The following is a 17258-nucleotide window of genomic DNA, read 5'->3' on the forward strand; positions in this document are numbered from 1 at the left end:
CGGCGGTCGGAGCACGAATACGGGAGGGGTGGGGACGGATGGGGGTGGGGACGGATCAGGAGGTGGCGGGCTGGAGCAGGTCCCAGCGGTTGCCGTAGAGGTCCTGGAAGACGGCGACCGAGCCGTAGGGCTCGTGCCGGGGCTCCTCCAGGAAGGTCACGCCCGCGGCGGTCATGCGGGCGTGGTCGCGGGCGAAGTCGTCGGTGTGCAGGAAGAACCCGACGCGCCCGCCCGTCTGGTCACCGATCCGGGAGCGCTGGGCCTCACCCTTGGCGCGGGCCAGCAGCAGAGCGGTGCCCCGCGCCGGGTCGCCGGGCTCGACGACGACCCAGCGGGATCCGTCGGGCCGGGGCGTGTCCTCGGCGAGGCGGAAGCCGAGGGCGCCGGTGTAGAAGCGGATCGCCTCGTCGTAGTCGTCGACGACGAGGGCGACCAGGGCGATGCGTGTCATCGGCACCTTCCGGGACGGACGATTGACGGGGCGGATCGCGGGGCGATTGACGGGAGAGGTTATACGTAAAACTCCCCGGACGCCAAGTCCCCGCTCAGAGGCTCGGCGCCACAGCGGCGCCGGTCAGCCCGTCCGGGCCCCGTCGAGCCGTGCCAGGTCCTCCCCGGTCAGGCGCAGGGCGCCCGCGGCGACGTTCTGCGCAAGGTGGCCCGGGTCGCCGGTGCCGGGAATGGCGAGGACATGCGGGCCCTGGTGCAGGGTCCAGGCGATCCTCACCTGCGCGGGGCTCGCGCCGTGCGCCCGGGCGACCGCACGGACCTCCTCCTCGTGGGCGGTGCCCGCACCCCGCGGTCCGGCCTCGCCTGCGATGGCGTAGAACGGCACGAAGGCGATGCCCTGGGCACGGCACTGGGCGAGGAGCGCGTCGGTGGCGGGGTCGTGGAAGCCGAGTCCGTAGCGGTTCTGGACGCTCACCACCGGCGCGATCGCCTGGGCCTCGGTCAGGTGCCGGAGCTCCACGCCGGACAGGGCGAGGTGGCGGATCAGTCCCGCCTCGCGCAGCTCGGCCAGGGCGCCGAAGTGCTCGGCGATCGAGTCCTGCCGCATGCGGCGCAGGTAGACGACGTCGAGATGGTCGCGGCCGAGCTGGCGCAGGTTCTCCTCGACGTGGGCGCGCAGGTCCTCCGGCCGGGCCGAGGTCCCCCACTCCCCCGACCAGTCGCGGTACGGGCCGACCTTGGTGGCGACGACCAGGTCATCGGCGTAGGGCGCCAGCGCGCTGTTGATCAGCTCGTTGGCCGAGCGCAGGGACGAGAAGTAGAAGGCGGCGGTGTCGATGTGGTTGACGCCGAGTTCGACCGCCCGGCGCAGCACGGCGAGGGAGCGTTCGCGGTCGCTCGGGGCGCCGAGGTGGAAGGCGGCGCTGCCCGTCAGCCGCATCGCGCCGAAGCCGACGCGGCGGACGGGCAGGTCGCCGAGGTGCCAGGTGCCCGCGGACTCCGCGGTGATCGTTTCCGAGGTCATCGGCGGAGCTTCGCACACCCGTCGCGGGTCAGCAGTAGAGGTTGCCGCCCGGGGAGACGCCGAGCATCTGGCTGAACTGCTGGTACTTGGTGACGCGGCTCTGGACCTGGGCGGGGTTCTTGCCGTCGCACTCGACGGCGCCGTTGATGGAGCGGATGGTCTGGCCGAAGCCGGCGCCGTTGACCATGGCGTTGTGCCCGGTCATGCTGCCGGGCCCGGACTGGGTGTTCCAGTACCACAGGGCGGTCTTCCAGGCGACGGCCGAGTCGTTCTGCACCAGCCAGGGGTTGCCCAGCAGGTTGATGCCGAGCGCGTCGCCCGCGGCCTTGTAGTTGTAGTTCCAACTGAGCTGCATCGGGCCGCGCCCGTAGTAGGCGTCCCCTCCGGCCGGGCAGCCGAAGGGCTGGTTCCAGTCGCAGTAGTGCGGGTAGTTGGCGGTGTTCTGCTCGACGATGTGCACGAGGCCGCCGGTCTCGTGGCCGACGTTGGCGAGGAAGGCCGCGGCCTCCTGCTTCTTGGTGGTGTCGCTGCCGGTGTTCGCGAAGCCGGGGTAGGCGCTGAGCGCGGCGGTGAGGCCGCTGTAGGTGTAGAAGGAGTTTCTGCCCGGGAACATCTGGTTGAACTGGGCCTCGCTGACCACGAAGTTGCCGACCGGCGTCCCGGAGCCGCCGTCGCAGGCGTACGGGTTCCAGTACCAGGTGCTGATGAGCGGGTCGTAGCCCGGGTTGGCGTGCTCGGCGATGTAGGCCTTGCCGTCGGTGTAGCGGACGATGTCACCGGCGTTGTAGTTCGCGTCGGCCGACCAGGCCGGGTAGCTCGAACACGCGGCGGCGGACGCCTCGGTGGCGGGCAGGAGCACGGGCACGGCGGCCGCGAGAGCGAGTGCGGTCACCACGGCGGATATACGGCGCCTCGACACAGGTCTGTCTCCTTCGGCGGAGCACGGCCGCTCCCGTACAAGGGCAGAGCGGAGCAGAGCCTTGTGCGCACGTGCCGGCGGACCGGCCACGGCGTGGGGGCGGCCGTGGAGGGGGGTGTGGAGGCACACTCAACCGCGTTGGTCTGTACCAGTCAAGGGTGTAGACCAGTCCAACCCTGCGGGTTCACCGCCGGGAGATCCCACCCCGCCCACCACTACACATAAGGGAAAAATAAGAGCAGAATGCAGTTATGCGGCGCTACCGCACACCGCACCAGAAGCGGTCGGCCCTGCAAGTCAAAGGAGACGACTCATGGCCAACGTCTCGCACCCCCGAGGTGACATCACCAGCCACCCCGACGCTCCGGAAATGCAGGCGCGCTACGCGCGCATGCTCGGTGGTCGCGACGTGGCACTCGTGGACGGGCCGGTGTTCCTGCTCGGCCTCTACTGTGCCGTGTCCCCGTGGATACTCCACTTCACCACCAGCCAGCCCTCGCTCGTGGCCCACAACCTGATCGTGGGCATCGCCATCGGTCTACTGGCCCTCGGATTCACCCGCGCCCCGGAACGCATGTACGGCCTTAGCTGGGCCATGTGCGCGATCGGCGTGTGGATGATCATCTCGCCATGGATCGTCGGCTCGAGCCCGGACGCCGGCGTCATCTGGAACAACATCATCATCGGCGCACTGGCCCTTGTGCTGGGCATGGTCTGCGCCGGTACGGCGGCGCGGAGCGCCCCTCGCAAACCCTAGAAGCGGGAGGGAAGCGACACGGGCCGGTCCGCACTCGCGGGCCGGCCCTCGTACGTTCCCCGGGCCACCGGCGGGCGGGAAGCTGCGGACTGGTCCCGCCCACAGCGGGCAGACGCACTACTGCGGGGGTCTTGACGAAGGCTCGGCAAAAGGGGTGGAGATGGAGATCGGCGGCATCATCAGTGCCATCGTCATCGGTATCGTCATCGGCATCCTGGGGCGGCTCGTGGTTCCGGGCCGGCAGCGCATCGGCGTCCTGTGGACGATCCTCGTCGGCATCGTGGCGGCGCTCATCGGTTCGTGGGTCGCGTCGGCGTTCGACGTGGCCGACACGGACGGCGTCGACTGGGTCGAGTGGCTCATCCAGATCGGCCTGGCCGGGGTCGGCGTGGCCGCGCTGGACCGGTCCCGGCCACGCCCGCGCCGCTGAGGGCACGCACACCCGTCACCTGCTGCCGAGCCACGCCCCGTACCAGGTGACGGTCGCGTCCACGGTGTCCGCGAGCGGCGTCGGAGTCACCGCGAAGGTCCGCTCGAAGGCGGTGGAGTCCATGATCTGGGGCTCCGTGTGCTGGTAGAACATCTCCTCGTACTCGGCCACGAACTGCTCGTCGAACGGGCCGACGGCGCGGAGCCGTTCGAGGACCACGACGTCCAGCGGACGGCCCACGCGTTTCTCGATCATCATGTGGATCTCGCGCGTGCTGACGGCGGGTGCGGTGGGCAGGTGCCAGACGCGGCCGTCGCCCTCCTCGCGCTCACCGAGCGTCGCGAGCCCGGCCGCCACGTCCCGGATGTCGGTGTAGCTGTGCGGCAGGCCGATGTCGCCGAAGCCCACGACCTCCCCGCCGGTGAGCGCGCCGGGGAAGACGGCCGCGCCCAGGGACGAGTTGAGGACACCGGGTCCGACGAAGTCGGCGCTGCGGCCGAGGACCACGCGGGCCCGGCCCGAGCGGTGGGCCGCGAGGTACCGCTCGTCCAGTTCGGCACGCATCCGGCCCTTGCGGCTGGTCGCCTGCCAGGGGCTGTCCTCGGTCATCACCGCTCCCCCGGTCTCGCCGTACGGGTAGAGCGTGTCGAGCACGACCAGGCGGGCGCCGCTCGCCTCGACGGCGGCCAGGACGGCCGCCTGGACGCGGGGCATCACCTCGACCTGGAGATGGTAGGCGGCGTTGACGCAGTGGTACACGACGGCGGCGTCACCTACGGCGGCGCGGGCGCCCTCGGCCGTGCTCACGTCGGCGGCGAACCGCTCGACGCCCTCGATCCCGGGACCGTCGGCCCTGCGGTCCACCAGTCGGACGGGGTGGCCCCTGCGCACCAGCTCACGAGCGAGCTCGGTGCCGGCGGGGCCGGATCCCAGGACGGTGTGCGTGGCGTGCGGCTGCGGGGTGACGGTGGACATGGCGCTCTCCTCTTGTCCGGGTTCCTTCCGCGCGCTGTCGACGCGCGGGAGTTTCGCTATCGCTACTTTCTTTCGTTAGAGACTCTAACTCGCGCGATTGGCGATAGCAAGAGGAGGGGCGGTCGGGAGGCATAGGCTCGACGGCGAGGATCACGTCAGGAGGAGGGCCGTACGCCATGGTCGTGAGGGACACCGAACTGCCGCACCTGCGCCGTTGCGTGGAGCTGGCGGCCGAGGCGCTGGAGGCGGGCGACGAGCCGTTCGGGTCGGTGCTGGTGGGTGCGGACGGCACGGTGCTGGCCGAGGACCACAACCGAGTGGCCTCCGGCGACCGCACCCGTCACCCCGAGTTCGAGCTGGCTCGCTGGTCCGCCGCCCACCTGACCCCCGAGGAGCGGGCCGCGGCCACGGTGTACACGTCCGGCGAGCACTGCCCGATGTGCGCCGCCGCCCATGCGTGGGTGGGCCTGGGGCGCATCGTGTACGTCGCGTCCTCGGAGCAACTGGTCGGCTGGCTCGAGGAGTTGAGCGTCCCGGCACCGCCGGTACGGGCGCTGGCGGTGCACGAGGTGGCGCCCGGCGTGACGGTGGAGGGCCCGGTGCCGCAACTCACCGGGGAGATCCACGCGTTGCACCGGCGCTTCCACGGGGGACGCGCCTGATCCGGGAGCACGGGATGTGGTCGGCAGGGGTCGCCCGTCCGGGCCGCGGGCGACCCGGCCATACCTCGCGGGGGCTGTGACCGCCGCTCGGTCAGCCCTCGGTCAGCCCTAGGTCATGCCTCGGTCAGCCCTCGGCGCCCGGTCGGAAACGCCGGTAGAGGACGGCTCCGCCCAGCACGAGTGCGGCACCGCCGGCGAGGACGGGCAGGGCCTGGTCCGCGCCGGTGTGGGCGAGGGACACCGATTCCCGCGGCGGGGCGGCGTGCGGGGAGGGTTCCGGCCCGGCGCGCTCCTCCTCGGGGGCGGGCGGCTCCGGCTCCGCGGGGGGCCGTACGGGCTCTGGCTGGTCGCCGGACGTGTTCGTCGACTCGTTGCCGACGGCCGGGTTGCCGATGCCGACCACGTTGACGCTGTTGCCGCTGACGTTCACCGGGAGGTGCACGGGCAACTGCACCCCGTTGCCGGAGAGCACGCCCGGCGAATCCTTTCCGCTCCCCTCGGCGACCGCGCCGCCGGACGTGTCCCGGGACGCCTCCCGGGACGTACCGCCCGGGGCCCCCGTCTCCTGGTGCGACGCGCCCGTCGAGGCGGCCTCGCCCCCGGTGTTGGCGCAGCCGTTGCCCGCGGCCGGGTTGAGGAGCCCCACCACGTTCACGGTGTTGCCGCACACGTTGACCGGCACGTCCACCGGGAGCTGGACGGTGTTGCCGGAGATCAGCCCGGGTGAACCGGCCGCGGAGCCGTCGGCGCCGGCACCGTCGGACGCGAACGCCGCGTACGCCGGCATGGTCACGGCCAGCGCGCCTGACGCGGCGACGGCGAGCACACCGTTTCGGGTATCCCTTCTCATGAGGTTCCCTGCCTTCCAGACATGGTCGCGGGCAGTCGCCCGCACCGGTTAAAACGCGGGCGCACCATCCGAGTTATGGCTTATCGGCCTTTCACCCCATCGAGTGGGCGGTTCATCGAACAAGCGGCGCCTGAGCCCGCACTCCCGCACCGACCCGCCGCCCGACGGGCCACGGGCCACGGCGCCCGCAGGCGCCCGGAGGCGCCCGGAGGCGCCCGGCGCGGAGCCCGCTTATGGTGAGCGAGGGCGCCGACCACCGGTCAGCGACGGGGCGCCCTGGAGGCATCGATGCAGGCCAAGCTGTCGACTCCGCCCTCGGTCCGGCGTTGCGCGGTCACCGGAGCGCTCGGGCTGGCCCTGCTGGGCGCGGGGCTGCCCGCCGCACTCGCGCGGAACGCCGGGCCCGACCTGTCCCGGTTCTACGACCAGAAGATCACATGGTCGGCGTGCGAGGGCATGGAGATGCCGAAGGACCTGCAGTGCGGCAAGGTCACCGTCCCCCTCGACTACGAGCGGCCGGGTGGCAAGACCCTCGACGTGGCCCTCGCCCGGTACCGGGCGACCGGCGACTCGCGGGGCTCGGTGCTGCTGAACTTCGGCGGTCCGGGCGGTTCCGGTGTGAACGAACTCGCTGCCGGGGGCAAGGAGTTCATGCACCTCACCAACGGCTACGACGTGGTCACCTTCGATCCCCGGGGCGTCGGCCGCTCCTCCCCGGTCTCCTGCGGCCCGGCCACCCTGAAGATCATGGAGGCGACCGACGGGGACGAGGGGATGGCCGACCCCGGGGACGTGCTGAAGCGGCTGCGGGACGCGGCGGCCGAGTGCGCGAAGTACTCCGGACCCGTGCTGCCCCACATAGGCACCGTCGACGCCGCGCGCGACATGGACGTGATGCGCCGGGCACTCGGCGACGACCGGCTCAACTACCTGGGCTTCTCCTACGGAACCCGGCTGGGCGCGGTGTACGCCGCCCAGTTCCCGGACAAGGTCGGCCGGATGGTGCTGGACGGCGTGGACACGCTGACCGAACCGCTGTCCGAGCAGGGACTGGCCGGTGCGCGGGGGCAGCAGACGGCGCTGGAGAACTTCCTCGACTGGTGCGTCGAGGACATCGCCTGCCCGTTCGGCCAGGACGCCCGCGGCGCCCGCGAGCAGGTCGTGCGGCTCGTCGCCTCCCTCGACTCCGACCCCGTGCCGTCGGCCTTCGGCGAGCCGTTCTCCGGGCAGGACATGGTCGGCGCCATCGGTCAGGCGCTGTACAGCCAGGAGCTGTGGCCGTCGCTGGAGCGGGCGCTCGCGCAACTGCTCGAGGACGGTGACACCAGCGGCCTCGAGGGCTTCTCGTCCGGCGGCGTCACCTTCCCGGTGCGTGAGCCGGTCCGCGAGCCGGTCCGCGAGCCGGTCCGCGAGCCGGTCCGCGAGCGGGTGCGCGCACCGGGCCGCGAGGACAAGGGCGCCGGTCTGACCGACGAGGAGGACATCCCCATGGACAACCTTCCGGCCGCCCTGATGGCGATCAACTGCGCGGACGACCCCGACCGTCCCTCCGCCGGCCAGGTCACCGAGTCCCTGGGCCGACTGCGCGCACGGTACGAGGAGGCGTCGCCGGTCTTCGGCCGGTACCGGCTCACCCAGGTGCTCATGTGCTACGGCCGCCCCAAGGGCACCGACTACATCCGGGACGACGTGAAGGACCTCGACACCGCCAAGATGCTTCTCGTCGGCACCCGCGGCGACCCGGCGACGCCGTACCGCTGGACGACGGAGACGGCCGACCGGCTCGGTCCCTCCGCCGTGGTCCTGGACAACCGGGGCGAGGGACACACCGGCTACGCGTCCTCCGAGTGCGTGCACCGCAAGGTCGACGACTTCCTGCTGTACGGCTCCCTGCCGCCCGACGGCAGCTCCTGCGGCTCCGAGTCCGCCGGGGACGAGTCCGAGTGAGCGGTCGACCACGGCGCATGACCGATACGCCCAACATGCCCAACATGCCCAACATGCCCAACGGTTCTATCGTTCTGACATGGAGCACGATCTGAGTCCCGCCACCCTCGCCGAACTGCGGCGACCCCGTCCGTATCCGGCCGTGTCCGTGCTGACGCCCACGCACCGCCGCGAACCGGACAACGCCCAGGACCGCGTCCGGCTGCGCAACGTGGTCGCCGCGGCCAAGAAGCAGCTCGAGGACGATCCCGCGGTCAGCCGCGAACACCGCACGGAGGTGTCCCGCGAGCTCGACCGGGCCCTCGCCGAGATCGACCTGACGTACGCCGAGGACGGCCTGGCGATCTTCGCCGCTCCCGGTGAGCACCAGGTCTGGACACTCGCCCGCGCCGTGCCCGAGCGCGTGATCCTCTCGGACACCTTCCTGACCCGCAACCTCGTCGCCGCGCAGGCCGCCGAGCGGCCGTTCTGGGTCCTCTCGGTCGCCGCCGACCGCGTCAAGCTCTGGAGCGGCGGCGCGGGCCGGGTCGTCGAGGAACACCTCGGCGGCTTCCCGCTCGACCGGCCCGCGGAGGACTTCGACCCCGAACGCCAGGAACGGATCGGCGACGCGCCGAGCACCTTCCGGGACGAGGGGACCCGCAAGTTCCTGCGCGACGCCGACGCGGCGATGGGAAAGGTCCTGCGCGCGCATCCGCGGCCGCTGTACGTCACCGGCCCCGAGCCCGCACTGTCCCTGTTCGACGAGGCGGGCGTACTCGCCGCGGACGCGACGCTCGTCCCGCACGGAGGGCTCGCGCACGGCACCGCCGAGGCGGTGTGGCAGGCGGTGCGGCCTGTCCTCGACAACGAGGCGCGCGGGGCCGTCGAGGCGGTGGCCAGGGAGCTGGACGCGGCCCGCGGGCGCAAGGACTTCGCGGCCGGGGTCGACGAGCTGTGGGAGAACGCCCACACGGGCCGCGTCCGGCTGCTGGCCGTCGAGGAGAACTTCAAGGTGACGATGCGAGACGACGGCGACCATCTGGTCCCGGCGGACAGCGGCGACCTCGACGCCCGCCAGGACATCGTGGACGAGATCGTCGAGCAGTGCCTGGAGACCGGCGCCGAGGTCCGCTTCGTGCCGGACGGCGCGCTCGGGGACGCGGCCGGCATCGCGGGCGTGCTGCGGTACTGACGCGCGACGCGGCGGACGGGAACCGCTCCCCTCTTGACGGGCGTGAAAGCCTGTTCGCCGTACACGTACCCGCTGCTCGTGGGTGCGCGGCGGACGACGAAGGAGCGGGCGGAGCGTGAGCGGACTTCTGGGTGTGGCGGTCCTGGGCGCCGGACACATGGGCGCGGACCATGTACGACGTCTCGACCGGGTGGTGAGCGGCGCCCGGGTCGCCGCGGTGGCGGACCCGGACTCCGAGCGGGCGAAGGCGGCCGTGGGCGGGATCGGCGGGGTCGTCGTGCACACGGACGTCGAGGCCGCGCTGGACGCGCCGGGCGTCGAGGCCGTTCTGGTCGCCTCGCCCGGCGAGGCCCACGAGGAGGCACTGCTCGCCGCCTTCGCGCGGGGGCTGCCGGTCCTGTGCGAGAAGCCGATGGTGCCGGATTCCGCGGGCGCGCTGCGCGTGGTGGAGGCGGAGGCGCGCCTCGGCAGGAGGCTGGCGCAGATCGGGTTCATGCGGCGGTACGACGCCGAGTACCAGCGGCTGAAGTCCCTCCTGGACGGCGGGCGGCTGGGCCGGCCGCTGATGCTGCACTGCGTGCACCGCAACGTCTCCTCTCCGCCGCACTTCACCTCGGCGATGCTGCTCAGCAGCTCCGTGTCGCACGAGATCGACGCGGCCCGCTGGCTGCTCGGGCAGGAGCTGTCCGCGGTGAGCGTGCTGCGGCCGCGGCCGTCGGCGGGCGCACCGAAGGGCCTGCAGGATCCGCAGTTCGTGGTCTTCGAGACCGAGGGCGGTGCCCTGGTGGACGTGGAGGTCTTCGTCAACTGCGGCTTCGGCTACGAGGTGCGGTGCGAGGCGGTCTGCGAGGCGGGCAGCGCCCGGATCGGGGACGCGCGCACCATGGTGGTGACGGCGGCGGGCGCCGCCACGGAGGAGGTGCCGCAGGACTACCTCGTACGGTTCGCGGACGCCTACGACCGCCAGGTGCAGACCTGGGTGGACGCCACCCGGCGGGGCCGGGTCACCGGTCCGGGCTCCTGGGACGGGTACGCCGCCTCCGCGGTCGCCGAGGCCGGGGTGCGGGCGCTGGAGACGGGGGCGCGCACGCCCGTCGAACTGGCCCCCCGTCCGGCGCTGCACGACGACCCCGCATAGAACAAGGGTCCACACATAGAACAAGAGTCCACCGAACACCAGGGCGACGATGCTGCCGGGCCCGACGGCCCCTCAAGTCCCGTAGGAGACCTACGACTTGCTCTGGGTGTCGGGCATGCCGGACGCGTAGTGAAGTCGCACCGGGAAGACTGTGGCATATGCCGGAAGCACCACCGTATCGTGTGTTGCCAAATCCCTTACGGGGCGTCGCGGGCTGTGCAACAGTCGTAACGGTCCTTCCGCGGGCCTCGGTTCCGTCCTGGTCGTACCGTCAGCACATCGGAGTGCGTCATGTCGTCCCATCCCTCCGCGGACCACCCGGCCGCCCGGCCCCCGGGGCACGGCCCGGTCGAGGCCCTCATATCGCAGGCGCGGCGACTGCGGGGCGACGTGGACGCGGTACGGCGGGACAGCCAGGACGACGCGACCGACTCCCGGGGACGCTGGCAGCGCGCTCTGTACGACCTGGCGTTGCATCAACTCACCGATCTAGACGCGCACTTGGCTCAGCTCCGAGACGGTCCCGCACCCGCGCCCCGGCACGACTCACTGCTCAGCCGGGTCGGCAGCGCGGAGTGGAACCTGCTCACCGACGAGGCCGAGTGGTCCGCAGAGCTCTTCCGGATCCTGGGCCGCGACCCCGCGTCCGTCCCGCTCAGCCTCGACGAACTCCCGTCCCTGGTACCGGCCGAGGACCGCCCGAAACTGACGTCGATGGTCACGGACTGTCTCGTCGACGCCCGGCCCATCGACGGCGAGTTCCGCGTCGTGCGCCCCGACGGCGCCGTCCGCACCGTGCACATGATGGGTGAGCCGATGCTCGACGCGGACGGCAGCACCGCCTCGATGTGGGCGGTACTGCGGGACGTCAGCGAACTGCGCCGCAGTCAGCGGGCGGTGAGCGACACCCAGGACTCCCTGCGGAACTCTCCGCGGCGGGCGGACTCCGGGCAACGGCCCGTGGCCGAACCGGAGGAGGCCGTGCCGCCGCCCTGGCACGGCCTCCTCCGGTTCCCGCACCGGGGACGGCCGGGCCTGGACCTGGCCGCCGGGTACCTTGCGCCGGCCTCTTCGGCCTCGACGGTCCACGCGTCGGGGTACGGCGGCTGGTACGACGCGTGTCCACTCGCCGGCGACGAGACCCTGCTCAGCGTCGGCGACCTCGGCTGTCCGGAGCCCCCGGAGCCCGACGGGGCGCACGGCCCAGCCTTGCTGATCGGCGCCCTGCGCGGCCTGGCGCTGGCGGGCACCCGGCCTGCTCAACTCCGGGCCGCGCTCGCCGGGTTGCTCGAGGCCACCGCCCTGCCACCGGTGCGCGACGCCGTGTACTGCGGCTACCGGCCGCTCACCCGCACGCTGACGTGGGCCCACGCCGGAAGCCCCGTCCCGCTGCTGTTCCGCGGCGAAACGGGGCGTGCGCTGTCCGGGCAGACCGAGGTGACCCTCGAATCCGGCGACCTGCTGCTCCTGCACACCGGCGCACTCGAACCGGCAGCGGTGGAGCACCTCCTCTCGCAGGCCCCCCGCCTGACCGGGGCGGACTGCCCGGCACAGGACGCCGTACGGACCGTGACGCGGCTGCTGGGTGAGTCTGGGTGTCAGGGGGACGCCTGCGTGCTGGTGGCCCGGGTGACGCCCTAGTTCCCAGGCCTGCGGAGCGCCTCGCGCCCTGGGGTGCCCTGGGTCTGCGCTGGTCCTGCCCTAGGCCGGCGCGACGTCGCCGCCCCTCCCCTTCCCCCTGGGCGACCTGTCCCTGGGCAGCGCCAGTTTGATCTCTTCGCGCAGCTCCTGGATCTTCGGGTAGCCGGCGTACTCGGCGGTGAGCCGGTACATCTGCCGCAGCCGGTCCCAGGTCCGCTGGGAGGAGTTGGACCCCATCGACACCAGGGCCAGGCGTGCGTAGCGGTCCGCCTGTTCGGGGTCGTCGGCGATGAAGCAGGCGGAGGCCATCGACAGATAGTCGAAGATCTTGGACCGCTGCCGTCCGTCGATCCTGAGCGCCAGGGCCTTGTCCGCGTAGTGCTGGGCGTGCGCGGCGGCGCCCGGTTCGAACTCGGCGAGCGTCCGGTAGGCCAGGGCCTGCATGCCGTACAGGTCCTCCTCCTTGAACGTCTGCATCCAGTCCGGCGGCGGCACGTCGGCCTTGTCGGAGACGAAGAGGTCCTCGGCGCGTCCCAGGGTCCGGCGCATCGCCTGGCCCTTGCCCATCGAGGCCTGCGCCCAGGCCTCGATGGTGTAGAGCATGGCCTTGGTGCGCGGCAGTACCTGCTCACCGGAGCCGGACTGGGCGAGCTTCATGAGATCCAGCGCCTCGTCGGGGCGGCCCAGGTGCACCATCTGACGGGCCGCCCGGGAGAGCGCCTCGCCCGCCCGGGGCCGGTCGCCGCCCTCGCGCGCGGCGTGGGCGGCGATGACGAAGTACTTCTGGGCCGTGGGTTCCAGGCCTACGTCGTGCGACATCCAGCCCGCGAGGACGGCCAGGTTGGCGGCGACGCCCCACAGGCGCCGCTGGAGATGGGGCGGGTGGTGGTAGGCGAGCATGCCGCCCACCTCGTTGAGCTGGCCCACCACGGCCTTGCGCTGGAGCCCGCCCCCGCGGGCGGCGTCCCAGGCGCGGAACACTTCGACCGAGCACTCCAGTTCGGCCACTTCCTCCGACCCCACGGGGGCGGCCTCGTAGCGGTCGAACCCGGCGGGGTCGGCGTGCAGGGGTTGGTGGAGGTCGGGGGCATCGGCCGCCAGGGCCGGGTCGGTGTGCAGCCAGTCGTGCATGGCGCTGCTGAGTGCGGAGCCCGCGGCGAGCGCGGCGCCCGCGCCCACCAAGCCGCGTCGGTTGAGCATGAGGTCCATTCCCGTGAATTCGGTGAGGACCGCCGCAGTCCGCTCGGGCGCCCACGGCACTCCGTCGGGATGCTCTTCGCTCCCGTCGTGTGGCCGTTTCCCCGCACGCCCGTGCCGGACCAGACCGAGGTCCTCGATGGTCACGACACGGCCGAGACGCTCGGTGAACAGTGCGGCCAGCACCCTCGGCACCGGATCGCGCGGGATCTCTCCCATGTCGATCCACCGCCGCACCCGTGAGGTGTCGGTCGCAAGCTGGGGGTGGCCCATGGCCGCCGCCTGCCGGTTGACCAGCCTCGCGAGTTCGCCCTTGGACCAGCCGGCCAGGCCGAACAGGTCCGACAGACGGGTGTTGGGTTCTCCGCTCACGTCAAGCCCCCAGGTTCTCGGCTGAGTTGACAGTAGCCCCGTGCGGGTTGCCGGGCGACTATTCGCCACCGTTCGCCAGGGTGCGCCAGATGGTGTGCCACGGGCGGCCGGGTGTCAGGTAGGAATGCGCCACCCCGACCCGGTCGCCGCGGGGGTACTCCCCAGGGTGGCCCCAGGCGGCCGGTCGGGCGGCGCGACGGCTTTCGGAAGACGGGCCCTCCGGACCGGACGGACTGGACCGAACGGACCGGACCCAACGGACGGATCGAACGGACCGGATCGAACGGACCGGACCGGCACCGCTCTTCAGACAGGCACAGCAGGCACACGAAGGGATCTGTCTCGCCCATGTACGCAGCATCGTCCTCCGTGTCCGCCCCGCAGCGCTCGCTGCACCCCCGCCCGGCGGCGGGCGGCGGCCCCTATCTCGCCCCCGCTCGTCCGGCGGCCCCGGTGCTCGGGGCCGGCAGGGCGCGGCTCGGCGCGGGGCCCGGCACACAGCCGCTCAGCGGGAGAATCGACCTGTCCGGCCCTCAGGGCGCCCAACTGCGCGCGGCGATCGCCGCCGTGCACCGGATCTGTCCGGAGTTCGCCCCCGTGCAGGTACTGCGCCGCAGCGGGCGGTCCGTGCTCCTGGTCGGTACGACCGGACGCAGCACGGCGGTGGCCAAGTGCTTAGTGGACCACTCCCCCGCGTGGGCGGAGCGCAGTCGGCACGAGATAGGGGCATACCGCTCGTTCGTCCGGCAGCGCCCTCCGGTGCGGGTGCCGAGACTGATCGCGGCGGATCCGGACAACGGCACGCTGGTCATCGAGCGGATGCCGGGACGGGTGGCGGCGCTCCAGCGGCACCCCGTGGAGGCCCCGCCGCGGGCGGACATCAGGGCGGCGCTCGGCGCGGTCTGCCGGCTGAACGCCTGGCGGCCGCCGGCCGGCACCTTCGAAGCCCCGCTGGACTACGCGGCCCGGATCTCCCGGTACCACGAGCTGGGGCTGCTCACCGACCGGGATCTCGGCGACCTGCAGAAGCTGCTGCACGGCATCGCCCACGCGGGCGGACGCCAGGGCATGGGCCAGTTCTGTCACGGTGACGCGCTGCTGTCGAACGTCCTCATGTCGCCCTCCGGTCCGGTCCTTGTGGACTGGGAGCACGCGGGCTGGTATCTCCCGGGCTACGACCTGGCGACGCTGTGGGCCGTCCTCGGCGACGCCCCGGTGGCTCGCCGCCAGATCAGCCAGCTCGCCCAGTCGGCGGGCACCGCGGCGCGCGACGCGTTCCTGGTGAACCTGATGCTCGTACTGACCAGGGAGATCCGCACCTACGAAACGGCGCTGCAGCGCTCCCTGCACGACACGGTCGCGGCACCGTCGGCGCCGGCCCATCCGGGTGCCGCGCCGACCGGCGAGGAGCAGCGGCTGCTGCTACGCCGGCTGCACGACGACTGCCAGATGGCCCGGCGGGCCGTGCGGGCGGCGGTCGGCACGCGCTGACACGAGAGGACGACGGTCCGCGGTGTGCCCCTCGGGGCACGCCGCGGATTTCGTGTACTCAGGTGCGTGCAGGGGCCATTGGTGTAAGCCACTGACGCCGTGCAGGCCCGTGCGCCGCCGCCACGAAACTCACCCGACCCCTTGCTGACGTGGGAAATCGCCGATGTGACGGCATGATTGACGGATCGTCGGACCGCCGGGTACCACTGAGCCACGCCCGGCCCCGCACGCCCCGTCACGACCGCCACGCCCGACCGTCTCAGGAGGCCGCTTTGCGAGGATCCCCCGTCGTGCCCGCCCTGGCCACCGCGGCACTGCTGCTGCCCCTGCTCGGCGCGGCACCGTCCGCCGCCGGGTCCTTCGGCGCACCGCCCGCCCCGGACCGCCTCCAGCGGGCGTTCGCCACCGCCGCGGCCGAGTACCACGTGCCGCAGAGTGTCCTGCTCGGCGTCGCCTACCTCCAGTCCCGCTGGGACGCGCACGGCGGCGCGCCGAGCGTGACCGGCGGCTACGGCCCGCTGCACCTCACCGACGCCCGCACCGCGCTGGCCGGGGCGTCGCACCACGGCGAGGGCTCCGAGGACCCGCGCGGGGACGACGCCCGCGCCCCGCTGCACCCGACGGGTACGGCCGCCGCACCGCCCGCCGACCTGCCCGAGCGGCTGACCACGCTGCCGAAGGCCGCCGAGCTGACCGGGCTGAGCGCCGAGACGCTGCGCACGGACCCGGCCGCCAACGTGTCCGGCGGTGCTGCGCTGCTCGCCGCCGCGCAGCGGGAACTGGGCGAGCCGCTCAGTTCGGACCCGGCCCACTGGTACGCGGCGGTGGCCCGCTTCTCGGGCGCGGCGGACTCCGCGACGGCTGCGGCGTACGCGGACGACGTGTACGAGGTGATCCGCGCGGGCGAGCGGCGGACCACGGACGCCGGCCAGCGGGTCACCCTGGCGGCCCGTCCGGGCGTGGCTCCCGACGTCTCGCAGCTCGAGGGTGCGGGCCTGCGGGCCTCCTCGGCCGCCGGCACCGAGTGCCCGAAGTCGGTGTCCTGCGAGTGGGTCCCCGCGCCGTACGAGGAGTTCGGCGACGGCGACTACGGCAACCACGACCTGGGCGCCCGGCCCGCCTCCCAGCGCATCCGGTACATCGTCGTGCACGACACGGAGGGCACCTGGAACGGGGTCCTCAACCTGGTCCAGGATCCCACCTACGTGTCCTGGAACTACACCCTGCGCTCCACCGACGGCCACATCGCCCAGCACGTGAAGGCGAAGGACGTCGCCTGGCACGCGGGCAACTGGTACGTCAACGCCAAGTCGATCGGCCTGGAGCACGAGGGCTTCCTGGCCGAGCCGGACGCCTGGTACACGGAGGCGATGTACCGTTCGTCGGCGCGGCTGGTGAAGTACCTGGCGAAGAAGTACGACATTCCGCTGGACCGGCAGCACGTCCTCGGCCACGACAACGTCCCCGGGACCACCACGGCGACGATCCCGGGCATGCACACCGACCCGGGCCCGTACTGGGACTGGCGGCACTACTTCAAGCTGCTCGGCCGTCCCTTGCAGCCGACCGCCGGGAAGAAGTCCTCCCTGGTGACGATCCGCCCCGACTACGCCGCCAACCGCCCCGAGTACACCGGCTGCGAGACGGCGGGCGAGCCCTGCGCGGCGCACGGCTCCAGCGAGGTGCGGCTGTACTCCGACCATGACGTGAACGCGCCCCTGATCAAGGACATCGGCCTCGGCACCACCCCCACGACCGGGGTGAACGACCTGTCGTCCCGGGTCTCCACGGGCCAGCAGTACGCGGTGGCCGACCGGTGGGGCGACTGGACGGCCATCTGGTACCTGGGCCAGAAGGCCTGGTTCCACAACCCGAGGAAGAGCCCGGCGGCGGTGCCCGCGTCGGGCCGGGTGATCACTCCGAGGGAGGGTCTGGAGAGCGTCCCGGTGTACGGGCGCGCGTACCCGGAGAAGGCCGCCTACCCGGCGGACGTGCCCGCCCAGGCGGTCTCTCCACTGCCGTACACCCTGCTCGCTGGGCAGAAGTACGTGGTGGGTGAGAAGGTGCCCGGCGAGTACTACTACGCGGTCACCTTCGACGAGGCGTCCCACCGGGTGGTGACCGGCAAGGACCAGTACTACGAGATCCAGTACGGCCACCGGGTGGCGTACGTGCGCGCCGCCGACGTGAGGGTCGCGACCGCGCGTTAGCGACCGGGGCGTGGGCGCCGG

The 17258-nt window shown here is 72.5% G+C and carries 15 protein-coding genes; 9 read left to right on the forward strand and 6 right to left on the reverse strand.

Features of this window, described 5'->3' with window-relative positions; translation table 11 throughout:
• Window positions 1-55: 55 nt before the first annotated feature.
• The 3 genes from KUM40_RS29935 to KUM40_RS29945 all read right to left on the reverse strand — a co-directional run bounded on the left by KUM40_RS29935 (window position 56) and on the right by KUM40_RS29945 (window position 2393).
• Window positions 56-451: a VOC family protein gene (locus KUM40_RS29935; RefSeq protein WP_217169321.1), complete on the reverse strand. Its 396-nt coding sequence runs from the start codon at window positions 449-451 to the stop codon at window positions 56-58.
• Between the two features lie 123 nt (window positions 452-574).
• Entirely contained in the window at window positions 575-1474 is a 900-nt protein-coding gene (locus KUM40_RS29940; RefSeq protein WP_217169322.1) for an aldo/keto reductase, read from the reverse strand.
• A gap of 28 nt (window positions 1475-1502) precedes the next feature.
• Complete coding sequence (locus KUM40_RS29945) at window positions 1503-2393, reverse strand: glycoside hydrolase family 19 protein (protein ID WP_217169323.1); 891 nt, start codon at window positions 2391-2393, stop codon at window positions 1503-1505.
• A gap of 313 nt (window positions 2394-2706) precedes the next feature.
• On the opposite strand from KUM40_RS29945, the gene KUM40_RS29950 reads away from it, so the two are divergent.
• Both KUM40_RS29950 and KUM40_RS29955 read left to right on the forward strand, forming a co-directional pair.
• Window positions 2707-3150, forward strand: coding sequence for an SPW repeat protein (locus KUM40_RS29950; protein WP_217169324.1), 444 nt, complete (start codon window positions 2707-2709; stop codon window positions 3148-3150).
• Window positions 3151-3310: 160 nt separating this feature from the next.
• On the forward strand, window positions 3311-3580 hold the full coding sequence (locus KUM40_RS29955; protein ID WP_217169325.1) for a GlsB/YeaQ/YmgE family stress response membrane protein: 270 nt from the start codon (window positions 3311-3313) through the stop codon (window positions 3578-3580).
• A 15-nt stretch (window positions 3581-3595) separates the two neighbouring features.
• Here the strand turns inward: KUM40_RS29955 and KUM40_RS29960 are convergent, their stop codons facing one another.
• Complete coding sequence (locus tag KUM40_RS29960; protein WP_217169326.1) at window positions 3596-4555, reverse strand: NAD-dependent epimerase/dehydratase family protein; 960 nt, start codon at window positions 4553-4555, stop codon at window positions 3596-3598.
• Window positions 4556-4731: 176 nt separating this feature from the next.
• Here KUM40_RS29960 and KUM40_RS29965 point away from each other — a divergent pair, with 176 nt between their 5' ends.
• The gene (locus KUM40_RS29965) at window positions 4732-5217 is read left to right on the forward strand and encodes a nucleoside deaminase (RefSeq protein WP_217169327.1); all 486 of its coding nucleotides are present in this window, start codon (window positions 4732-4734) and stop codon (window positions 5215-5217) included.
• Between the two features lie 124 nt (window positions 5218-5341).
• Here the strand turns inward: KUM40_RS29965 and chpB are convergent, their stop codons facing one another.
• The gene (gene chpB / locus KUM40_RS29970; RefSeq protein ID WP_254395780.1) at window positions 5342-6067 is read right to left on the reverse strand and encodes an LAXTG-anchored chaplin ChpB; all 726 of its coding nucleotides are present in this window, start codon (window positions 6065-6067) and stop codon (window positions 5342-5344) included.
• Window positions 6068-6355: 288 nt separating this feature from the next.
• On the opposite strand from chpB, the gene KUM40_RS29975 reads away from it, so the two are divergent.
• The 4 genes from KUM40_RS29975 to KUM40_RS29990 all read left to right on the forward strand — a co-directional run bounded on the left by KUM40_RS29975 (window position 6356) and on the right by KUM40_RS29990 (window position 11967).
• The gene (locus KUM40_RS29975; protein WP_217169328.1) at window positions 6356-8014 is read left to right on the forward strand and encodes an alpha/beta hydrolase; all 1659 of its coding nucleotides are present in this window, start codon (window positions 6356-6358) and stop codon (window positions 8012-8014) included.
• Window positions 8015-8093: 79 nt separating this feature from the next.
• Complete coding sequence (locus KUM40_RS29980; protein WP_217169329.1) at window positions 8094-9188, forward strand: chemotaxis protein; 1095 nt, start codon at window positions 8094-8096, stop codon at window positions 9186-9188.
• 115 nt (window positions 9189-9303) lie between these two features.
• Complete coding sequence (locus KUM40_RS29985) at window positions 9304-10326, forward strand: Gfo/Idh/MocA family protein (protein ID WP_217169330.1); 1023 nt, start codon at window positions 9304-9306, stop codon at window positions 10324-10326.
• A 291-nt stretch (window positions 10327-10617) separates the two neighbouring features.
• Window positions 10618-11967, forward strand: coding sequence for a SpoIIE family protein phosphatase (locus tag KUM40_RS29990; RefSeq protein WP_217169331.1), 1350 nt, complete (start codon window positions 10618-10620; stop codon window positions 11965-11967).
• Between the two features lie 60 nt (window positions 11968-12027).
• On the opposite strand, the gene KUM40_RS29995 is transcribed toward KUM40_RS29990, so the two are convergent.
• The gene (locus KUM40_RS29995; protein ID WP_217169332.1) at window positions 12028-13536 is read right to left on the reverse strand and encodes a hypothetical protein; all 1509 of its coding nucleotides are present in this window, start codon (window positions 13534-13536) and stop codon (window positions 12028-12030) included.
• 348 nt (window positions 13537-13884) lie between these two features.
• Between KUM40_RS29995 and KUM40_RS30000 the strand changes: the two genes are divergently transcribed.
• Together KUM40_RS30000 and KUM40_RS30005 are read left to right on the forward strand one after the other, a co-directional pair.
• Window positions 13885-15027 (forward strand): aminoglycoside phosphotransferase family protein, encoded by a 1143-nt coding sequence (locus KUM40_RS30000; RefSeq protein WP_217169333.1) that lies wholly within the window; start codon window positions 13885-13887, stop codon window positions 15025-15027.
• A 290-nt stretch (window positions 15028-15317) separates the two neighbouring features.
• On the forward strand, window positions 15318-17237 hold the full coding sequence (locus KUM40_RS30005) for an N-acetylmuramoyl-L-alanine amidase (RefSeq protein WP_217169817.1): 1920 nt from the start codon (window positions 15318-15320) through the stop codon (window positions 17235-17237).
• The last annotated feature ends 21 nt before the right edge of the window (window positions 17238-17258 follow it).

The organism is Streptomyces sp. AC512_CC834 (genome assembly GCF_019049325.1).
In the GTDB taxonomy this organism is placed as follows: domain Bacteria; phylum Actinomycetota; class Actinomycetes; order Streptomycetales; family Streptomycetaceae; genus Streptomyces.